This is a genomic window from Streptomyces griseoruber, assembly GCF_001514205.1.
Lineage (GTDB): Bacteria > Actinomycetota > Actinomycetes > Streptomycetales > Streptomycetaceae > Streptomyces > Streptomyces griseoruber.
Map to the genome: position 1 here is coordinate 281,690 of NZ_KQ948768.1, position 19,174 is coordinate 300,863.

The 19,174-nt window shown below is 71.2% G+C and carries 15 protein-coding genes and 1 pseudogene; all 16 read right to left on the reverse strand.

Annotated elements, in window-relative coordinates; genetic code table 11:
• Positions 1-6 precede the first annotated feature (6 nt).
• Entirely contained in the window at positions 7-1,170 is a 1,164-nt protein-coding gene (locus AQJ64_RS18205) for a sugar phosphate isomerase/epimerase family protein (RefSeq protein ID WP_055638606.1), read from the reverse strand.
• A gap of 53 nt (positions 1,171-1,223) precedes the next feature.
• Positions 1,224-2,294 (reverse strand): annotated as a pseudogene (locus AQJ64_RS18210) (alkaline phosphatase family protein).
• Positions 2,291-3,460: a metabolite traffic protein EboE gene (gene eboE / locus AQJ64_RS18215; protein ID WP_059202766.1), complete on the reverse strand. Its 1,170-nt coding sequence runs from the start codon at positions 3,458-3,460 to the stop codon at positions 2,291-2,293. Before eboE ends, AQJ64_RS18210 begins: the two are co-directional and overlap by 4 nt.
• A gap of 3 nt (positions 3,461-3,463) precedes the next feature.
• A complete protein-coding gene (locus tag AQJ64_RS18220) occupies positions 3,464-4,312 on the reverse strand; it encodes a TatD family hydrolase (RefSeq protein ID WP_055638296.1) in 849 nt (282 codons plus the stop codon).
• Positions 4,312-4,950 carry an EboA domain-containing protein gene (locus AQJ64_RS18225; RefSeq protein ID WP_055638297.1) on the reverse strand — a complete coding sequence of 213 codons (639 nt, stop codon included), beginning with the start codon at positions 4,948-4,950 and terminating at the stop codon, positions 4,312-4,314. The genes AQJ64_RS18220 and AQJ64_RS18225 overlap by 1 nt, the downstream gene beginning before the upstream one ends.
• Positions 4,947-5,825, reverse strand: a complete 879-nt coding sequence (locus tag AQJ64_RS18230) for a sugar phosphate isomerase/epimerase family protein (RefSeq protein ID WP_055638298.1) — start codon at positions 5,823-5,825, stop codon at positions 4,947-4,949. The genes AQJ64_RS18225 and AQJ64_RS18230 overlap by 4 nt, the downstream gene beginning before the upstream one ends.
• On the reverse strand, positions 5,822-6,925 hold the full coding sequence (locus AQJ64_RS50155; protein WP_483316189.1) for a UbiA prenyltransferase family protein: 1,104 nt from the start codon (positions 6,923-6,925) through the stop codon (positions 5,822-5,824). Before AQJ64_RS50155 ends, AQJ64_RS18230 begins: the two co-directional genes overlap by 4 nt.
• Positions 6,922-8,073 (reverse strand): inositol-3-phosphate synthase, encoded by a 1,152-nt coding sequence (locus AQJ64_RS18240; protein WP_055636839.1) that lies wholly within the window; start codon positions 8,071-8,073, stop codon positions 6,922-6,924. Before AQJ64_RS18240 ends, AQJ64_RS50155 begins: the two co-directional genes overlap by 4 nt.
• A gap of 496 nt (positions 8,074-8,569) precedes the next feature.
• Positions 8,570-9,577 (reverse strand): sugar phosphate isomerase/epimerase family protein, encoded by a 1,008-nt coding sequence (locus AQJ64_RS18245; protein WP_055636838.1) that lies wholly within the window; start codon positions 9,575-9,577, stop codon positions 8,570-8,572.
• Positions 9,578-9,607: 30 nt separating this feature from the next.
• The gene (locus AQJ64_RS18250) at positions 9,608-10,822 is read right to left on the reverse strand and encodes a Gfo/Idh/MocA family protein (RefSeq protein ID WP_055636837.1); all 1,215 of its coding nucleotides are present in this window, start codon (positions 10,820-10,822) and stop codon (positions 9,608-9,610) included.
• 67 nt (positions 10,823-10,889) lie between these two features.
• Positions 10,890-11,936, reverse strand: a complete 1,047-nt coding sequence (locus tag AQJ64_RS18255) for a substrate-binding domain-containing protein (RefSeq protein WP_055636836.1) — start codon at positions 11,934-11,936, stop codon at positions 10,890-10,892.
• 101 nt (positions 11,937-12,037) lie between these two features.
• Positions 12,038-13,066: an ABC transporter permease gene (locus AQJ64_RS18260; protein WP_055636835.1), complete on the reverse strand. Its 1,029-nt coding sequence runs from the start codon at positions 13,064-13,066 to the stop codon at positions 12,038-12,040.
• Positions 13,063-14,586: a sugar ABC transporter ATP-binding protein gene (locus AQJ64_RS18265; RefSeq protein WP_055636834.1), complete on the reverse strand. Its 1,524-nt coding sequence runs from the start codon at positions 14,584-14,586 to the stop codon at positions 13,063-13,065. The genes AQJ64_RS18260 and AQJ64_RS18265 overlap by 4 nt, the downstream gene beginning before the upstream one ends.
• Before the next feature lie 369 nt (positions 14,587-14,955).
• On the reverse strand, positions 14,956-16,137 hold the full coding sequence (locus tag AQJ64_RS18270; RefSeq protein ID WP_055636833.1) for an ROK family protein: 1,182 nt from the start codon (positions 16,135-16,137) through the stop codon (positions 14,956-14,958).
• 306 nt (positions 16,138-16,443) lie between these two features.
• On the reverse strand, positions 16,444-16,614 hold the full coding sequence (locus AQJ64_RS49145) for a hypothetical protein (RefSeq protein WP_157881082.1): 171 nt from the start codon (positions 16,612-16,614) through the stop codon (positions 16,444-16,446).
• Positions 16,615-17,002: 388 nt separating this feature from the next.
• Positions 17,003-17,722: a DUF4142 domain-containing protein gene (locus AQJ64_RS18275; protein WP_055636840.1), complete on the reverse strand. Its 720-nt coding sequence runs from the start codon at positions 17,720-17,722 to the stop codon at positions 17,003-17,005.
• Between the last annotated feature and the right edge of the window lie 1,452 nt (positions 17,723-19,174).

The following is a 19,174-nucleotide window of genomic DNA, read 5'->3' on the forward strand; positions in this document are numbered from 1 at the left end:
GCTGTGTCAGTTGCAGGCGCGCAGGGCGGCGAGGTTGTCGTAGCCGACCCGGGCGAACTCCAGGGACTGGCCGGGCGCGCTCGTGCTCGGCGCGTTGTCCTGCTCGACCATCGGGTTGCGGTGGTTCTTCGCGCCCACCCGGGTGAAGAACGTCCGGTAGTCGATGTCGCCCGTGCCGAACGGCACCATGTCGTAGCCGAGGCCGCTCTGGGGGTTGATGACGCCGTCCTTGGCGTGGAAAAGCGGGAAGCGGTCGGTGTTGCGGACCACGAGTGCGGCCGGGTCGAAGACGCGCTCGCGCGGTGAGCCGTCGTGGGCGGTGTACGTGTGGAACTTGTACCGGGCCACGTGCGCCCAGAAGACGTCCAGCTCCAGATGGACGCTCTTGCGGTCCGTCACCTTCAGGAAGTACTCCAGCTTCCGGATGCCGGAGCTGCGGGTCGGCCGGCCCTGGGCGTCGAGCGGGCCGCCGTCGAGCAGGAAGTCGTAGGCGCTGTCGTGGTTGTGGGTGTAGAGCTTGACGCCCTCACGGCGGGCGAGGGCGCCCAGGGTGTTCCACTTCTGGGCGGCGACGTCCCAGTCGTCCCGGTAGGGGGTGGTGGTGGGGTCGGCGCCGGTACCCATGTGCTCCATGCCGAGGATGTTGGTGATCTCCAGCCAGCGCTTGAAGGTGTCCAGGTCGGACGGGGTCAGCGGCCAGGACGGCGGGATGAAGCCGTGGCTGCCCTGTGCCCGCAGGCCGTACTCGTCGAGCCAGGAGCGCAGCAGCTTCGCGCCCTTGAGGGTGCCCAGGTCGGCGCCGCCGGGCGCGCCCGCGTGCTGGCCGTACCCGGCGAACTCCACCTGGCGGTAGCCGAAGCGCGACAGCTGCTTGAACACCTCGCGGAAACCGGAGGGCAGGTCGGAGGCCAGCGGGTCGCGGCCGATCGCGTCACGGACGGTGTAGAGGATGATGCCGCGCTTGTGCGGCGGGACCAGAGCGGAACGGCCCCGGTCACCCTCGGCTGCTTCCGTTCTGTCCTGCGCCAGGGCGGGTGCGGCGCCGAAGACCGGGGCGGCGATCGCTGCGGCGGTGGCCGCCGTGCAGGTGCTGAGGAAACGGCGGCGGCTCACGCCGAGTGCGCGGCGCAGGGCGTCGCCGGTGACGGTTTCGTCGTTGAAAGCGGTCACAGTGGTTCTCTCTTTCGTTGTCACGGTGCTGCGGGTGTCGGACGGCTGCCGTCTCAGGAGAGGCCGGCGAGTCGAAGGAGCAGGGACTTCACCTCGGTGGCCGCTGCGCGGCCGGATACCGCGCGGGGGGGGTGGAGAGCAGGACGAGCGGACCTTCTTCGTCGCTCGGGGGGGGGAGGCGGCCGTGGCTGCCGCGTACGGGTGAGGGGGCGAGGGGGACGACGGCGAGCCGGTAGCGCACGCCGAGCTTCTTGCGGGCCACCGCCTTGGCCGCCTTGAGCCGCGCACAGGGATCTTCGGGATCCATGAACGGCTCGGCGGGGGCGTAACCGGGTTTGGGGTGGATCTCGACGAGCTGGGCGCAGTCGGGGCCGCGGGCGTCGTCGAGCCAGGAGGAGGACGTGAACCAGGCGTCCGGTGACCGCGACCAGTTCCCCGGAACGCGGGTGATCGAGTCCGTTCGCCTTCTTGCCGTCGTCGCGGGTGACGCCGTACTCGGACAGGGCCACGACCGTACGGCCCTCGGGGCGGGCGTCTGCCAGCAACGGGCCGCTGACGGCGTCGAGTTCGGCGGCGGCTCGGTGGGAGCGGGGATCGTCGGGGCCGACCCGCTGCAGGTCGTAGTCGAGATGCGGGAGGCAGCACAGGGTCAGGTCGGGCCGAAGGGTGCGCATGACGTGGCGGGTCGCCTCGGCGATCCACCGGCTGGAGACGATGTCCGCTCCCGGTCTCCAGAAGGAGAGGAGCGGGAAGGTGCCGAGCCGCGCGGTGAGTTCGTCGTGCAGGGCTGCCGGGCGGGTGCAGCCGTCGGGTTCCTTGCGGCCGTCGGCGTAGCAGATCGGGCGGGGGGTGACGGTGATGTCGGTGCCGGCGCCCATGGCGTACCACCGGCAGATGTTCGCGACCGTGCAGCCGGGGTGGGCGCGGCGGGCGGCGTCCCAGAGCTTGTCACCGGCGATCAGGCAGGTGGACTGCGCGGTGCAGGTGGCGGCCGGGAGCACGGTGGACAGGGGTGCCTGCGAGCCGGAGGCCGCCAGCGCCTTGAGGTGGGGCATGGGGTCGAGGAGACGGGGGGTGAGGCCGACCACGTCGAGGACCAGGAGCGGACGGGGGCGGGTGCTCATGGCAGCTCCTTCAGGCCGAGGCCGGTGAGCAGGTCCCGGGCGAGGGCCAGTTCGACGACGATGCCGTCGACGAGCTGGGTCCTGGTGCGGGGGCGCAGTTCGGGCGGGAGGGCCTGCCAGGTGTAGGTCTCGACCTCGAGATGACGGGTGCGCGGTCGCACCCCGCCCACCAGCAGGGCCAGGGCCTCCTGGAGCACGTGCAGCGTGGAGGTGAGCGGCGGGGCGGGAGGGGCGTGCAGGGGGACGTGGAAGTGGGCGCGCCAGGGTGCGTCGTCGGGCAGGGCATCGCCGGCCAGCGCCTCGCCGAGGTCGTCGGTGCCGCGCAGTCCGCCGGGCGTGAGGGTGCGGGTCTGGTGCAGGAAGCGCGGCTCGGCGAAGGCGGCGAGGGCGTCGCGGACCTCCGGCCGACGGGGTTCCTCGGCGTGCAGGGCCGCCGACAGCTGTGCCTTGGGGATGACGACGCCGGCCGTCTCGAGGTCGGCCAGCGCCGTTGCCGGGTCCTCGAAGGAAGTGGCGAGATGGCACGTGTCGACGCACACGCCGATACGGTCCCCGGGCAGTGCGGTGAGCGGTCCGATCGCGTCCGCGGTGGTCTCCACCGTGCACCCGGGCTCCGGTTCGAGGGCGACCCGGATCGACTTGCCGGTCAGCTCCTCCAGCGCGTCGAGCCGCCGCGACAGCGTCGTCAGCGCCGCAGCGGCGGTGGCGGCGGCGTGCTCGTCGAAGCCGGTGCGCCAGGCGAGCGGGAGGGTGGAGACGGTCCCCTCGGTGACGTCGTCCGGCAGGAGCGCGGTCAGGAGGCGGGCCAGGTCGGTGGTGTGCGCGAGGCGTTCGGTGTCGGCCCAGTCGGGCCGGTAGACGCGGTACTTGACCTCCTCGGCGCCGAACCCCTCGTAGGGAAAGCCGTTCAGCGTGACCACTTCGAGGCCGCGCCGGTCCAGCGCGGCCCGCAGTCCCCGCAGGGCCACCGGGTCGGTGATCAGCGTGCGTGCGGCGTCCTTGGCGAGCCACAGGCCGATGCCGAGGCGGTCGCGTCCCAGGCATCTGCGGACCGGCTCACAGTGGTCGCGCAGCTGTGCGAGGACACCGTCGAGGGTTTCGGCGGGGTGGACGTTGGTGCAGTAGGCGACGTGGACGGTGGAGCCGTCGGGGTGTCGGAAGCGCATGCCCTACTCGCCCCCGCGCAGGACGGAGTTGCCTTCGTGCAGGCCGTTCGCCTCCGGGACGTCGAGCCGGAGACGGCCGCTGAGTCCGTAGAAGGCGACCGGGTTGCGCCACAGCACCTGGTCGACGTCGTCCTCGCCGAAGCCGGCCGCGAGCATGGCGTCGGCGACCTCGCGGGTCTTCAGCGGGTCGCTCTTTCCCCAGTCGGCGGCCGAGTTGACGAGGACCTTCTCCGTTCCGTACGCCCTCAGGATCCCGACCATGCGGTCCTCGTCCATCTTGGTGTCCGGGTAGACGGAGAAGCCGAGCCAGCAGCCGCTGTCCTTCGCGTCCTTGACGGTCGTCTCGTTGAGGTGGTCGAGCAGCACCCGGTCCATCGGCAGGCTCGACTCGTGGACGCAGTCCAGGGTGCGGTGCAGTCCGGCGAGCTTGTCGCGGTGGGGCGTGTGGACGAGGGCGGGCAGGCCGTGGTCGGCGGCGAGCTGGAGCTGGGCGGCCAGGGCCGCGTCCTCGGCCGGGGTCATGGAGTCGTAGCCGATCTCGCCGACGGCGACGACGCCGTCCTTGACGAGGTAGCGGGGCAGAGCGTCCAGGACCGGCGTGCAGCGGGGGTCGTTGGCCTCTTTGGGGTTGAGCGCGAGGGTGCAGTGGTGAGCGATGCCGTACTGGGCGGCGCGGAAGGGTTCCCAGCCGAGGAGGGCGTCGAAGTAGTCGAAGAAGCTGGCCGGACAGGTGCGGGGCTGGCCCAGCCAGAAGGAGGGTTCGACGACGGCGCGCACACCGGCGGCGTGCATCGCCTCGTAGTCGTCGGTGGTGCGGGACGTCATGTGGATGTGCGGGTCGAAGATACGCATCACAGCTCCTTGGGCGCTTCGCCCGTCAGGGTCAGCACGCGGCCGAGATCGTCGGGGACGTCGCGGCCGGCGGCTGTCCGCTCGGCCGCGTAGTCGCAGAGCATGCGGGCCAGTTCGCCGTCGCCGGCCGCCCGGTGCGTCCAGCGGTCGACGGCGTCGAGGGGGACGCCGGTGAACAGGCACTTCAGGACGGCGTGACGCCAGGCGTGCGGATCGAGGTGGGCGGCGGCGTACGGTCCGACGGCGGCGGAGACAAGGCTGGTGTCGTTGCTGCGCAGGGCGTCCTCGACGAGGTGTACGGCGTGCGGGCCCGCGACCAGGTCCGGCAGCGCCCGGAGTACGGCGCGGCGTTCGGCGGCGCTGCCGTGCCGGTAGAGCCGGGTCAGGGTCTCGAGTCCCGCCCGCGCCTCGACCAGCAGCAGCCTACGGACGGCGTCCGCGTGGTGGTGGCCGCAGTGCCGCCCGGCGGCGGCGAACCGCAGCTCCCAGGTGTGGGCCAGGGACGGGGGAGGGGCCGCCGGTGGTGTTCTCGCGGCGCACGCGGCGTCGGCCAGGGCCTCGTCGAACCAGGCGCGCGCGGTGTCGTCGGGCAGCTTGGCGGCGACGTCGTGGCGGGTCCAGGGAGGGGGCTGCGTCATGATGCCGACACTCCCGTCCTGGTGCCGGCTGCCGTGGTCCGCAGGAACTCGATGGAGGATCGGGCCAGTTCCGGCCCCGCGTGGGAGTGGCGGGGCAGCTCGACGACGGTGAGGCCCTGGTAGTCGACGGCGGCGAGGGCGTCCAGCACCGGCGGGAAGTCGATCTCGCCGTCGCCGAACGGCAGATGCTCGTGCACCCCGCGGCGCATGTCCTCGATCTGCACATGCCGCAGCCAGGGCGCGGTCGCACGGACGCACTCCGCGGGCGGGGCCGGCTCCGCACACTGGCAGTGACCGATGTCGAGGGTCAGGCCGAGAGCTGAAGGGCTGTCGAGCGAAGTGCGCAGATGATGGAAGTCGGCGAGAGTGGCGAGGAGATGGCCCGGTTCGGGTTCGATCGCCAGCGGCACACCGGCGGCGGTCGCGGCGTCGAGCACGGGCGCGAGCGCCTCCTGAAGACGCTGCCACGCCGTGTCGTCGTCGGTGCCGGGCGGGGTGACGCCGCTGAAGCAGTGCACGGCGTGCGCTCCGAGGTCCGCCGCGACACCGACCGCCGTGATCAGCAGCCGGGTGCGGGCGGCACGCCCTGCGGGGTCCGGGTCGAGCAGCGACGGACCGTGTTTGCGGTGCGGGTCGAGGACGTAGCGAGCGCCGGTTTCGACGGTCGTGGTGAGACCGAGTGCGCCGAGCCGACGGGCCACCCGGGCGGTACGGGCGGCGAGGTCGGGGGCGAGCGGGTCGAGGTGCATGTGGTCGAGCGTGAGCCCGACGCCGTCGTAGCCCAGGTCCGCGAGCAGGCCGAGGGCGTCGTCGAGACGGAGGTCGGTGAGGCCGTTGGTGCCGTAACCGAGGCGGAGTCGCTGCCGGCGGCTCATATGGGACTCACCTTCCGTGCGAGGGTGCGGGCCATGGGTGCGAGCCCCAGTACGGCGAGAGCGGTGGCGTTCGCCCCGGACCGGGCGGCGAGCGCGGCCTGGAGCGGGATCATGGCGCGGATCCCGCCGCTGACGGCACGCCGGGTGAGGGGCGGGGACGGGTCGAGGGCGGCATGCAGACAGGGAACGGCGGCGGTGGGGACGTACGCGGCGGCCGCCCATACCGGGACGATCCCTCTCGACGCGCCTGTCCGTGCCAGCGACACGCCGAGCGCGGTAGTGGCGCCGAGGGCGGCGAGGGGCGTGAGCGCCGAACCGCCGTGCGCCTCGTGCCGCGAGACGGCGGTGACCGCGTAGGTGGGGGCGGCCAGCGCGAGGGCGGAGGTGGCGGTGCGGCGGGCGGTGACGGGCGCGGCGGCGTGTCCCCCGCCCCGCGGTGGGCGGGCGTCCGGACCTGAGAGCGCCCCGCCGACCGCGGGAGCGTCCGGGACGGGACCGGACGGCGCCCTGGCTTCGCCTCGTGGGAGCAGCGGGCGACGAGCGGGCACGGGCGATGCCGTGTCGGCGGCTCTTCGGCGGGACCGGGTCGCCCCGGGAACCGACAGGGTGGCCGTGGCGCCGAGCAGGAGGTCCAGGGCGCGGGCCGCGGCCATCGCCGCAGGGGCCGCAGGGGCCGCAAGGGTCGCAGGGGCCGCAGGGGCCGCAGGGGCCGCGGGGGTGCGCTTCGGTCGAAGGTCGTACGCCCAGACCGTGGCGCTCAGAACCGAGGCCAGCCCGAGTGCGGGGCGGCCGGCACGGGCGGCGGACGTCAGGCCCGCCGCAGTCAGGAGTCCGGCGGCGTGGTAAAGGCGGAGCGAGGCGCAGGCGGCGTACGCCGTGCCCCGGTTGGGCCGCAGCCCGGCGGGCGCGGCACCGGCGAGCGCGTCACCGGGCACGGTGAACAGCGCCGGGGCACGGAGCAGTTCGGCCCAGTCCCGCAGCCGCGTCGGCCGCCCGCACCGCGGTGCGGGTCCCACGGGGCCCTGAGCGTTCCCGGGTCGTAAGTGCTCGGGGAGGTGCACCGGTGCCGGGGCGAGGCGGGACGGAAAGGAGCGGATCACCGGGCCTCCCGAAGGCGGTCGGCGAACGACAGCAGTTCGGCGAACTGCTCCGAAAGGCCCGACGGGCCCGCGTCGGGGTCCTTGAAGTAGAAGCCCAGTTCCGGAAGCGGGCCGGACAGGCCCGCCTCGTGGGCGCGGGCGACCAGGCGGGCCAGGTCCAGGACGAGCGGGGCGGCCAGCGCCGAGTCGCAGCCCTGCCAGACGGTCTGGAGGATCATGCGCGAGCCGAGGAAGCCCTCGAAGACGATGTGGTCCCAGGCGGTCTTCCAGTCGCCGAGCACCGGTACGTCGTCGATGTGCACCTCACCCTCCGGCAGGTGCCCGAGGGTTTCGGTCAGGACGCGTTCCTTGCCGGCGTTCTTCGCCGCGGCCGCGCCCGGGTCGGCCAGCGCCGCCCCGTCGCCTCCGCCCAGCAGATTGGTGCCGGACCAGGCCCGTACCTCCAGGGCGCGCTGGACGAACATCGGGGCGAGCACGGCCCGCAGCAGCGTCTGGCCGGTCTTGCCGTCACGACCCGCGTGGGGAAGTCCGCCGGCTGCGGCGGCGCCCGTGAGGGCCGGGGCGCGTAGCCCGGTGGACGGCGTGAAGTTGACGTAGGGGCAGCCGGCTCGCAGCGCGGCGGCCGCGTAGAGGGAGCTGGGCGGCAGCCGTACGGCGTCCGGCGCGGGCAGCGGCTCCGTGGAGGAGACGTTGACGACGACCACCCGTGCCAGTGCGTTGCGCACCCGGAACGAGATGAGGTCTGCGGCGAAGTCCGCGATGAGCTCCTCGTCGCCGCGAGTGTCACCCGCGAGCGGGCCACCGAGCCGTATCTCCTCGTCCGCGGCCTGAAGTTCGGCGCGCACGGCGGGGGCGAGCCCGTGCGGCAGGACGCCCGCTTCGGTGAGGTGTTCGGCCCGCTTGGGCAGCGGACAGTGGGCGGTGTCGTGGCCGCCGAAGACGAGTGAGGGCAGGGACGGCAGACCGGTGCTGTCGAACGGTGGGGTCTCGGTGACCATGCCGGTCGGCGGATGCAGTCCGGCGGTGACCGCCGCGCATCCGGCGACGGCGGTGGTGGCCACCGATCCACGGGCTCCGACGAACCAGACACCGGTGCGTGCGGACCGCCCGCCGATCCGGGGCTGCGATGCGTTTGCGTCGTTGTTCACGGGCTGCCTCCCTGCCATGGCGATGTTCCGATGCGGGTGCGGGACGGCGGGCGGGGCTCGGGGCCTCCCGCCCACCGCCGGCACAGGGGCGGCTTTGGCCGCGGCCCAGGCGGGATGCTCCGTGGCGGGCGCGGTCACAGCGTGCGAGGGGGCGGCGAGAAGGCCGCCGGTGAGAAGAAGGACGTCGAACTTTTTCCCGCTCCAGGACAAAGGAGTATCAGGGCAGCGCGGACCAGCCCGGCGGCTCTCCCCCCACCGGGCGCTACGGTCCGGCCCAGGGCCTGCCGGTGGGATCACGCCGCAGACGCGGGGTCTGGCACGCGTGTCTGCCGCGTTGTCGTCACTCGCCGACTCCCCCACGCTCGGCTGCGCTCGCGCGGGAGGGGCCCCATCGCGTCGGCACCCTCCTGCGCCTTGCAGCCGCACGCACCAGAGCCCGCTCAGCTCCGCCGGACGGCACCGCCACTTTCCTGCGGCCTGATCCAGACGACAGGCTCTAGTTGTCGCCGCCTCCGAAGGCAGCGTCGAAGGATGCCGAGGGCGGGTCGAAGTCGAACCGCTTCAGATGGGCGAGTGCTTGCGGCGCACCCACGAGGCGGTCCATGCCGGCGTCCTCCCACTCCACGGAGATCGGCCCGTCGTAACCGATCGAACGCAGCATCCGGAACACGTCCTCCCAGGCGACGTCACCGTGCCCGGCGGAGACGAAGTCCCAGCCGCGCCGCGGGTCACCCCAGGGAAGATGGGAGCCGAGCCTCCCGTTGCGGCCGTCCAGACGCTTGCGGGCCTCCTTGCAGTCGACGTGGTAGATCCGGTCCCGGAAGTCGTAGAGGAAGCCGACCGGGTCCAGGTCCTGCCAGACGAAGTGACTGGGGTCGAAGTTGAGCCCGAAGGCCGGCCGGTTGTCCACCGCCTCCAAGGCGCGTCCGGTGGTCCAGTAGTCGTAGGCGATCTCGCTCGGATGGACCTCGTGGGCGAAGCGGACGCCTTCGGTGTCGAACACGTCCAGGATCGGGTTCCAGCGCTCCGCGAAATCCTCGAAGCCGCGCTCGATCATCCGCTCCGGTACCGGTGGGAACATCGCCACCAGATGCCAGATCGAGGATCCGGTGAAGCCGACGACCGTGTCGACACCGAAGGCGGCCGCGGCCCGGGCCGTGTCCTTGATCTCGGCCGCGGCACGGCGTCGTACGCCTTCCGGCTCCCCGTCGCCCCAGATGCGGGCGGGCAGGATGCCCTGGTGCCGTTCGTCGATGGGGTTGTCGCAGACGGCCTGGCCGACGAGATGGTGGGAGATCGCCCAGCAGCGCAGGCCGTACTTCTCCAGCAGGGCGTGTCGGCCGGCCAGGTAGGACGGATCGGCCAGGGCCTTGTCGACCTCGAAGTGGTCGCCCCAGCAGGCGAGTTCGAGGCCGTCGTAGCCGAAGTCGGCAGCCAGTCGGCAGACCTCCTCCAACGGCAGATCGGCCCACTGACCGGTGAACAGGGTGAACGGGCGTGGCATGGTGCCTCCCAACGGGGTCCTGCCGGTTCTCTACCGGACTTCGGCCTCGACGGACTGGACGGGGGTGTACACGGAGTTCTTCTGGGCGCTCTCCTCCACCGCGGCGAGCACCCGCTGCACCTGCAGACCGTCGGCGAACGACGGCATCGGGTCGGTGCCGGACGCGATCGCCTCGACCAGGTCGCGGGCCTGGTGGGCGAAGGTGTGCTCGTAGCCGAGCGCGTGGCCCGGCGGCCACCAGCCCTCCAGGTACGGGTGCTCGGCCTCGGTGACGACGATCCTGCGGAACCCCGCCGTGGCGGCGGGCTCCCGGTAGTCGAGGAAGTACAGCTCGTTGAGCCGCTCGAGGTCGAAGGCGAGCGAACCGTACTCGCCGTTCATCTCCAGCCGCAGGGCGTTCTTGCGCCCCGACGCCATCCGGGTCGCCTCGAACGTGGCGAGCGCTCCCGAGGCGAGCCGGCCGGTGAAGACGGCCGCGTCGTCCACCGTCACCGGCCCGCGCCGGGTGCCGCCGGAAGCGGTCAGGCCGGAGGAGGCGCCGTCGAGGCGGGGGCGTTCCTTGACGAAGGTCTCCAGCTGGGCGGAGACGCCGACCAGCACCTCACCCGCCAGGTACTGCGCGAGGTCGACGATGTGCGCGCCGAGGTCGCCGAGCGCCCCCGACCCCGCGTGCTCCCGCTGGAGCCGCCACGTCAGCGGGAAGTCGGGGTCGACCAGCCAGTCCTGGAGGTAGCTGACCCGCACGTGGCGCAGTGTGCCGAGCCTGCCGTCGGCGATGAGCCGGCGCGCGTAGGTGAGGGCGGGCACACGCCGGTAGTTGAAGCCCACCATGGCCAACTGCCCGCGCGAGCGGGCCGCGTCGGCGGCGGCGACCATGGCTTCCGCCTCCGCGACCGAATTGGCCAGCGGCTTCTCGCACAGCACGTGCTTGCCTGCCTCCAGCGCCGCGATCGCGATCTCCGCATGGCTGTCGCCCGGTGTGCAGATGTCGACGAGTTGCACATCGTCGCGGGCCACGAGGGCGCGCCAGTCGGTCTCCGCCGCGGCCCAGCCGTGCCTGTCGGCCGCCGCCCGCACGGCGTGCGCGTCGCGGCCGGCGATCGCGGCCAGGAGCGGCCGCAGCGGCAGGTCGAACACGTGCCCTACGGTGCGCCACCCCTGTGAGTGCGCGGCTCCCATGAAGGCGTAGCCGACCATGCCCACACCGAGTGCCGGCGGTGCGGTCCGACTGTCCCTGTGTTCCATACGGTTTGCTCCTCGTCGGAGTGTCGGTGACTCATCGCTGTGTGCGTGGGCACGCGGCCCGGACCGGTCAGCTGAAGCCGGTCGGCAGGTACTGGTCGACGTTGTCCTTGGTGACCACGGCCGAGTAGAGCGTCAGCGAGGACGGGATCTCGAACTCGGCGAGGCCACCGACGCCCTTGCCCTGACCGAGCCCCCGGGCGAGATCGATGGCGGAGGCGGCCATCGTCGGCGGGTACAGGACGGTCGCCTTGAGCACGCTGTTGTCGGCCTTGATGGCGTCCATCGCGGACTTGGCGCCCGCGCCGCCGACCATCAGGAAGTCGTCGCGACCGGCCTGGTCGATGGCGCGCAGCGCGCCCACGCCCTGGTCGTCGTCGTGGTTCCACAGCGCGTCGAACTGCGACTGGGCCTGCAGCAGTTGCGCCATCTTGGCCTGACCGGACTCGACCGTGAACTCGGCCGCCTGGCGGGCCACCTTCTTGATGTTGGGGTAGTTCTTCAGGGCGTCGTCGAAGCCCTTGGTGCGCTGCCGGGTCAGTTCGAGGTTGTCGAGGCCGGCGAGTTCGACGACCTTGGCGTTCGGCATGTCCTTGAGCCGTTCACCGATGTAGTGGCCGGCGTTGAGACCCATGCCGTAGTTGTCGCCGCCGATCCAGCAGCGGTACGCCTGGGGGGAGGCGAAGACGCGGTCCAGGTTGACGACGGGGATGCCCGCCCTCATCGCCTGGAGGCCGACCTGGGTGAGCGCCTTGCCGTCGGCCGGCAGGATCACCAGGACATCGACCTTCTTGTTGATCAGTGTCTGGATCTGGCCGATCTGCTGGGCGATGTCGTTGGAACCCTCGGTGATCTCCAGCGTGACGTCGGAGTACTTCTTGGCACGCGACTTGGCGTTGTCGTTGATGGCGTTGAGCCAGCCGTGGTCGGCCTGGGGGCCGGCGAAGCCGATGGTGACGGCCTTGCCCGGCTTGTCGTCCGCGACCGGGGCGTTGTCCGCGGCCTGTTCCTGGTTCGTGGGCTCATTGCTGGTGCAGGCTGTCATCAGCGCACCGGCGGAAACGGCCGCGGTGCCGAACAGCAGTGCTCTGCGGCTGGTGGAGGGGATTCTTGCCATGACGGATCGACCCTTCGACTGGGCGGGCGCGTCGGACGGGGAGGGTGCGGGTGCCGGGCGGCGGTGTCGGAGTCCGCCGTCCGGCGGTGTGTGGCACGGCGTCAGGCGTCGCCATGCATCGAGCGGCGCTGGACCAGGACGGCGGCGACGATGATGGCGCCCTTCGCGATCTGCTGGACAGCGGTCTCGAGGTTGTTCAGAGCGAAGATGTTGGTGATCGTGGTGAAGACCAGAACACCGAGGACGGAGCCGAGGATGGTGCCGCGGCCGCCGCTGAGCAGGGTGCCGCCGATGATGGCTGCGGCGATGGCGTCCAGCTCGTAGAGGTTGCCGTTGGTGTTCTGACCCGAGCCGGCGAGCACGATCAGCATGAACGCGGCGATACCGCAGCACAGTCCGGACAGCAGATACAGGTACAGACGCTGGCGGCGTACGTCGATGCCGGCGAGGCGTGCCGCTTCCGCGTTGCCGCCGACCGCGACGGTGCGTCGGCCGAAGGTGGTGCGGTTGAGCAGCAGCCAGCCGATGACGGTGACCGCGGCGAATATCAGGACAAGGGGCGGGATGCCGAGAACGTAGGCGTCCCTGGCACCGAGATCGAGCACGGAGCCGACGGTCACGATCTGGGTGCTGCCGTCCGTGATCTGCAACGCCAGGCCGCGGGCGGAGGCGAGCATGGCCAGCGTCGCGATGAACGGCACCATCCTGCCGTAGGCGATCAGCAGACCGTTCACGAGACCACAGCCCACACCGACGATCACGGCGGTGAAGAGGATGCCCGCGAAGCCGAACTCCTGCGTGGCCACGGTCGTCGCCCACACCGAGGCGAGCGCCACGATCGCGCCGACCGACAGGTCGATCCCGCCGCTGGTGATGACGAACGTCATACCGACGGTGACGACGCCGATCACGGACGCCTGGGTGAGGACGAGCTGAAGATTGCTCGTCGCCAGGAACTCGTCCGGTGCGGTGATTCCACCGACCGCGACGAGGACGGCGAGGACTGCGAGCAGGGACAGACTGCGCATGTCCCACCGCAGCCCGAGTCGGCGCGAACCCTCCTGGCCCCCTGTGGACTTGGTGGCGGACGTCGGCGCTTCCTTCTGCGCCGCAGTGGCCGGCTGCGTCATGGCGTCAGGCTCCCTTCCATCACGAGATCAAGTACCCGGTGCTCGTCGAGCTCGCGGGCGTCCGCCGTGTGCACGACGCTGCCTTCCCGGAGCACCAGCACCCGGTCGGCGAGACCCAGGACCTCGGGCACCTCACTGGACACGAGAAGGACGGCCAGTCCGTCGTCGGCCAGCCGGCGAATCACTGCGTAGAGCTCCGCCCGGGCGCCGATGTCGACCCCCCGGGTCGGCTCGTCCAGCAGCAGCACCTTGCAGCCCCGCAACAGCCAGCGTGCGAGGACCGCCTTCTGCTGGTTGCCGCCGGACAGGGTCCTGATCGCGGCATCGGGATTGTCCGGCCGCAGGGACAGTTCACGGACCGCCTGGTGTGCCGCGGCTCGCTCGGTACGCCGGTCGAGCCAGCCCGCGCGGGCGAACCGGGACAGGGTGGAGACCGAGACGTTGCTGCTGACGGACTCCAGCATCAGCAGGGCCTGCGCCTTGCGTTCCTCGGGCGCGAGACCGATGCCGGCGCGGACGGCGGCGCGGACACTTCCGGGGCGCAGGGGGGTGCCGTCCACGAGGACACGGCCGCCGTCGGGCTTGCGAGCCCCGTAGACCGTCTCCAGGATCTCGCTGCGCCCGGACCCGACGAGCCCGGCCAGACCGACGATCTCACCGGGCCGCAGCTCCAGGTCAACGGGCGCGAACTCCCCTCGCCGGGTCAGCCCTTCGACCTTCAGCACCGGTTCTCGGCCCGCGGCGAACCCGGCCTCGGGGCGCTCGGGGAAGACGTATTCCACATTCCGCCCGGTCATCAGCGCCACCACCTCCTGGGTCGGCGTCGACTCGGCCGGCAGACCGCCGGCAACCGATCGGCCCTCCTTGAGCACTGTGACCCGCTCGCCGATGCGCCGGATCTCCTCGAGACGGTGGGAGATGTAGATCACGGCGACGCCGTCAGCCGTCAGATCGCCCACGATCCTGAAGAGGTTGTCCACCTCCTCGGGGTCGAGCGCCGCCGACGGCTCGTCCATCACGATCAACCGGACATCGTGGGACAGCGCGCGAGCCATCGAGACGATCTGCTGCTGCGCCGCGGACAGATCGCCGACGAGCCGCGCGGGATCGATCTCCGCGTGCCCGAGGCGTTGCAGTATCCGCGCGGTCGCCGTACGGGCGGCGGAGCCGCGCACGACGAACCCGGCGGAGGTGGGTTCGTGCCCGAGGAAGACGTTCTCCGCGACGGACAGCCCCTCGATCAGATCGAGTTCCTGGTAGATGGTGGCGATGCCGAGGCGCATGGCGGCGATCGGTGACCCCAGGGTCACGGGCTCGCCCCGCCAGGTGATCTCGCCGCTGTCGGGCTGGTGGGCTCCGGCGAGCACTTTGATCAAAGTGGACTTGCCGGCCCCGTTCTGGCCGAGGAGACAATGGACTTCGCCGGCCTGGACCTCGAGATCCACACCGTCCAGGGCGCGAACGCCCGGGAACGACTTGGTGATACCGGACATGGTGAGCAGAGGTGGTTGTGGTGCCATGAGGAATCCCCTCGGCGGGTGCGGGCCGTGAGCGGGCAGGGCAGGGCACGGTGGTTCGATTACCTGGGCGGCTTGGGAGAGCCCCTGGCGTCGGGTGCGCAGAGGCGTACGGGCTGAGCAGGGCAGGGCAGGCCCGAGGACCCGGCGGCCGTGCGGTGGTGGGAGCCGGCCGCCGAGGTCATACGGTGGTTACGGCGGGGCTGCGGACGGTGCGGTGGCTCTCGGGATGCCGCGACGGCGCTGTGGGGTGCCGAGGCGCAAGGGGTGGGCTGGGACGCCGGTGCGGTCGAAGTGACGCTTGGTTGTGGTGACGTCGTGGAGTTCCGGTGACGCGGGTGATGTTCCGTTGCCCACGGGGTCGGGCCGGAGTCAGGCCGGTGAGAAGAGGTGGTCGCTGATGAGCCGTGCCGCGCCGATGACTCCGGCTGTCGGCCCCAACTCGCCCAGCACGATCGGCAGGTTGCGCGTGGCCAGCGGCAATGACTGCCGGTACACCTGGGTCCGGACACTGGCCAGCAACGTGTGCCCGAGCCCGGTCACACCGCCGCCGATCACCACCAGCCCCGGATTGAAGAAACTGACAAGCCCAGCGATGACCTGCCCCAGACGCTTCCCGCCCTCCCGAATCAGCTCGAGAGCCACCGCGTCCCCCGCCGCAGCGGCAGCCGACACGTCCTCGGCCGTCAGACGCCCGGCCGTCTCCAGCCGGGCAGCGAACTGCACCGACCGGCCCTCACGCGCGGCCTGCTCCGCGTCAAAGGACAACGCGGCCCCGCTGAAGTGGGCTTCCAGGCAGCCCCGGTTGCCACACGCGCACGTGCGGCCTTCCGGCTCCACCTGGATGTGCCCGATGTCGCCGGCGCTGCCCGTCGTCCCACGGTAGACCTCGCCACCGACGACGATGCCGCAGCCGATCCCGGTACCGATCTTGACGCACAGGAAGTCGCCCACGGAGCGCGCGACGCCCGCGTGCTGCTCCCCCATCGCCATCAGGTTCACGTCGTTGTCGACCATGACCGGGCAGCCCAGTTCCTGGCTGAGCGCCTCCCGGACCGGGAAGCCGTCCCAGCCCGGCATGATCGGCGGTGCGACCGGTACCCCCTCCGGAAAGCGGACCGGCCCCGGGACGCCGATACCGGCGCCGTCGAAGCCCTCCGCGACACCGGAGGCCTTCAGCTTGGCAGCCATCGACAGCACCTGCTCGAAGACCGCCACCGGCCCCTCCCGGACGTCCATGGGCTGATTCAGATGCCCCAGGACCTCCAACTCCGCGTTCGTCACGGCGACATCGATCGAGGTGGCACCGATATCGACACCGAGGAAACGCAGCGTCGGCGCCAGCCGGATGTTGTGCGACCGCCTGCCACCCCGGGAGGGGGCGAGCCCGTCCGCGACAACCAGCCCCGTCTCCAGCAGCCGGTCCACCTCGACCGCCAGCTTCGAACGGGACAGGTCCACCAGATCACCCATCCGGGCACGAGAGTTGGACCCGTTGTCACGCAGTAGACGAAGCAGCCGCGCCTGATGCGCGTTCTCAGGTCGGGCAGTCATCCGTCTCACGATCCCTCCTCTCACCGCCGACTGCGTCGTCAGGCTCTCTGAGAGGAACGTAACAACGATTTTCCGGCCTGGGAAGTACTTACGCAGCAACGGGGTGCCACTTTTTCCAGGTGCAGGACAAAGCGTGAAGGGTGACTCCGGGAGTCCCGGGAAGGGGGGCCGGCGCCGGCCCCAGCATCACGAGGAGGAACCCTTCATCGACGAGGTCGTGACGCAGGGAGTAGTCGCCGGGGCGGAGGAGTTCGGCGTCGTCCGGCGGAACCGCTTCCTCGGAGGTGCGAACCTCACCGACCCACTTCAGGGCCGGGACGCCTCGAGCATCCCGAAGAGCACGTTGCAACCGAGCACGAGAAGGACGACCTTCCCCACCACGTCGTCGAGCACGGCAGGTGTCCCGCGCACACCGAACGCCACCGACGCACTGAGGACGCCGAGGGGCACCCCACCCCCGACGTCTCCGCCTCGCACCGCAGCGCAGCCTTGAGCCCCGGACCGGCATCCGTACCGGTCCCGTAAGGGGCAGCCGTGCCCTACGTCCGCGCTGGACGCGGCCAACCGCGGTTTCAGCGGTGATGAAGTTGCCGTGGGGCGCGAACACCGAATTCCACGGCCCGGCTCCCCCTGCTACGACGCCCGCATCGATCCGGAACGCCGGAAACACCACCATCTGCGCCGACTGGAAGCCCTCGGCTTCACGGCCGTCGTCGAACCCGACACACAGCCAGGGCTCCCTTCCGCCCGCAGGCACTTCGCCCGTGGGCGTCAGTCGAGACCGTGTCCTATGTGTCCTTCTCCTCGAGTCCGCGGGGCGCACCGCTTCACCTGGGCGCACCCTGGGCCCGCTCCCGGGCGGCGCCTAACCGCCGTTGGCGGCAGCGCCGTTCATGGCCGGGCCCAGGTCCGCCGGGGTGGACGTGGCGTTGGGCGGCGGGGGGAGGACGACCAGTGGCTGACCGGCGGGCGGGACCGGCGGGGTCATGTCCGACTTGGGCAGTGTCGGTGGCTTGGTCTGGTTGAACAGTGTGGTGTCGAAGTCGACCAGCCCGGTCTGCTCCATCACCGTGATGTGGTCCAGGACGGTGTCGTTGGCCTGGTCGGCCAGCGCGCGCACGAGGGCGTTCTTCGTCGTCGAGCGGACCTTCGCCACCGTGTTGAAGATGGAACCGTGCGTCATGCGCAGGATGTTGGCGAAGTCGATGTCGAACTGCTTGCCCTGGGCCGTCTTCAGAGTGGTGACGAATCCCTCCTGCTGCGGGCTGGCCACGTTGGGCAGGACGACGTTCAGCATCGGGGCGATCTTGCGGCAGGTCTCGTCCAGCGCCGCGTGGCCGTCGATCAGGTGCTGGCTGGCGATGAGCACTGCCTTGCTCTGTCCCTTTTCCAGCCCGATCTGTCCGACGGGGTGCTCCCAGAGGCCGGCCGCCCGCACCGCCACCACGAAGGCCCGGTCGCTTTCAGTGAACGGCCCCCACTGGGTGTTGGCGATGAGCCGGTCGGCCGAGGTCGACACGGTGTCCAGACCGAGCATCGACGGGTATACGAGGGCACTCACTGTCAAGGTCAGGGCGCCGCCCACGACCAGAGTGCCCACGATGTTTCGCGAAAGCTGCACTGTTCCTCCTGCACAGTCGAGGGATCTGTCGAGTTGCTCGTCGCCCGGTGGGGCGGACGAAGACGAATACGTGCGTGATGCCACTCGGGCTCACCCCGTCCCGGTAAATGTTCAAGAGGGAGCAAAGAAGGATTCCGTCACCGCGATCACCGGTCTCCCCTCGGACGGCCGCGGCGGCGCGGTCGGCGACTTCGGCGACTTCGGCGACTTCGGCGACTTCGGCGACTTCGGCGACTTCGGCGACTTCGGCGACTTCGGCGACTTCGGCGACTTCGGCGCGGAGAACTGGGCGGTGTCGCCGGGCGTGCTGCCAGCCACTCGCCTCCCGCCCCCGGCCGTGGCCGCTTTCCCCGGCCGGCACTGGTGGCGCCGCAGCGGCCCCAGCGTCGGGAACGGCCGACGCCCGTTCGGCGGGCCAGGCGTGCGCGGCCGACAGCGGCGGGTGGTCCAAGGCGTCGTCCGCGGAGCGGCCACCGTAGCCACCCGGCGCCTGCGCGTCCGGCACCGCAGGCACCATCACCGTCTCGTCCACGTCCGCTGGGCGCGCTGCGGCGTGCTCGGGTTCGGTCGGCATCCGCTCGTCGCTTCTGGCAGCTCAGGCCGAATCCGTCAGCTGACGTACTCGGTCTCCACGGTGCTCTCCTTGCTGGTGTCGGTGACCTTGAAGGACGTGTCGAGGTAGACCTCGATCGACGTGCCGTCCGCCTGCTTCACCTCCACCGCGTACATGCCGGGCTCCTCCGTGCCCCCCTCGGACTTCACGACAGTGCCCGGGTACGCAGGCCAGCGCGGCAGCCTCGGCCTTCGTCATGCTGTCGGTCAACGGCGGCTCCGGCTCGTCGTCCGTGCCGCGCGCGGCCTCACCGGCCGCCTCGGCGGACACGGACGAAGACCGAGACCCGTTGGCCGTTCCGGCTGAACCGGCTGAACCGGCTGAACCGGCCCAAGCCGACCGGATACTTTCCAGTCTCGGTCTGAGCCAGCCACTGTTCCCCTGACGCAGTGCCCCGGGCCCGGAAACAGGGCGGAGCAGCACGGCCGGCCCCGCGGGGACGACGGGAACGGGCCCGAACGGTGAAGCACCACACATGACCCACATCACCCACTAAAGCCACTAGTAGTGCAAACCGTACGCCATGTCCATGCCAATTGCCGCTCCGACCTGCACATTGAGAGCCAGCTCACACCGACAGCCGCACCACCGAATACGACCACAACTAGCACAAGGGGTCTTTGCGGACGGCCTCCGACCCTGCTTCTCTGGATGACGTCGCACGGCGCCGACGAACCCCTTGGGTCCCGGCGCCGACGCATGCAGCCACCCACCGCACCTCACGCGGAGCGGCCACGCACCGCGTGACTCCCGCATGCAGGCGACCGCCATGTCCCCGAAGAAAAAAGGTTCCCGCGTGTCCG

What these genes read in the sequence shown, in the direction of transcription:
- eboE (WP_059202766.1), bottom strand. Translation starts at nt 3,460, where the DNA reads ATGCGCTTCCGACACCCCGACGGCTCCACCGTCCACGTCGCCTACTGC.
- AQJ64_RS18220 (WP_055638296.1), bottom strand. Translation starts at nt 4,312, where the DNA reads ATGCGTATCTTCGACCCGCACATCCACATGACGTCCCGCACCACCGAC.
- AQJ64_RS18225 (WP_055638297.1), bottom strand. Translation starts at nt 4,950, where the DNA reads ATGACGCAGCCCCCTCCCTGGACCCGCCACGACGTCGCCGCCAAGCTG.
- AQJ64_RS18230 (WP_055638298.1), bottom strand. Translation starts at nt 5,825, where the DNA reads ATGAGCCGCCGGCAGCGACTCCGCCTCGGTTACGGCACCAACGGCCTC.
- AQJ64_RS18245 (WP_055636838.1), bottom strand. Translation starts at nt 9,577, where the DNA reads ATGCCACGCCCGTTCACCCTGTTCACCGGTCAGTGGGCCGATCTGCCG.
- AQJ64_RS18250 (WP_055636837.1), bottom strand. Translation starts at nt 10,822, where the DNA reads ATGGAACACAGGGACAGTCGGACCGCACCGCCGGCACTCGGTGTGGGC.
- AQJ64_RS18255 (WP_055636836.1), bottom strand. Translation starts at nt 11,936, where the DNA reads ATGGCAAGAATCCCCTCCACCAGCCGCAGAGCACTGCTGTTCGGCACC.
- AQJ64_RS18260 (WP_055636835.1), bottom strand. Translation starts at nt 13,066, where the DNA reads ATGACGCAGCCGGCCACTGCGGCGCAGAAGGAAGCGCCGACGTCCGCC.
- AQJ64_RS18265 (WP_055636834.1), bottom strand. Translation starts at nt 14,586, where the DNA reads ATGGCACCACAACCACCTCTGCTCACCATGTCCGGTATCACCAAGTCG.
- AQJ64_RS18270 (WP_055636833.1), bottom strand. Translation starts at nt 16,137, where the DNA reads ATGACTGCCCGACCTGAGAACGCGCATCAGGCGCGGCTGCTTCGTCTA.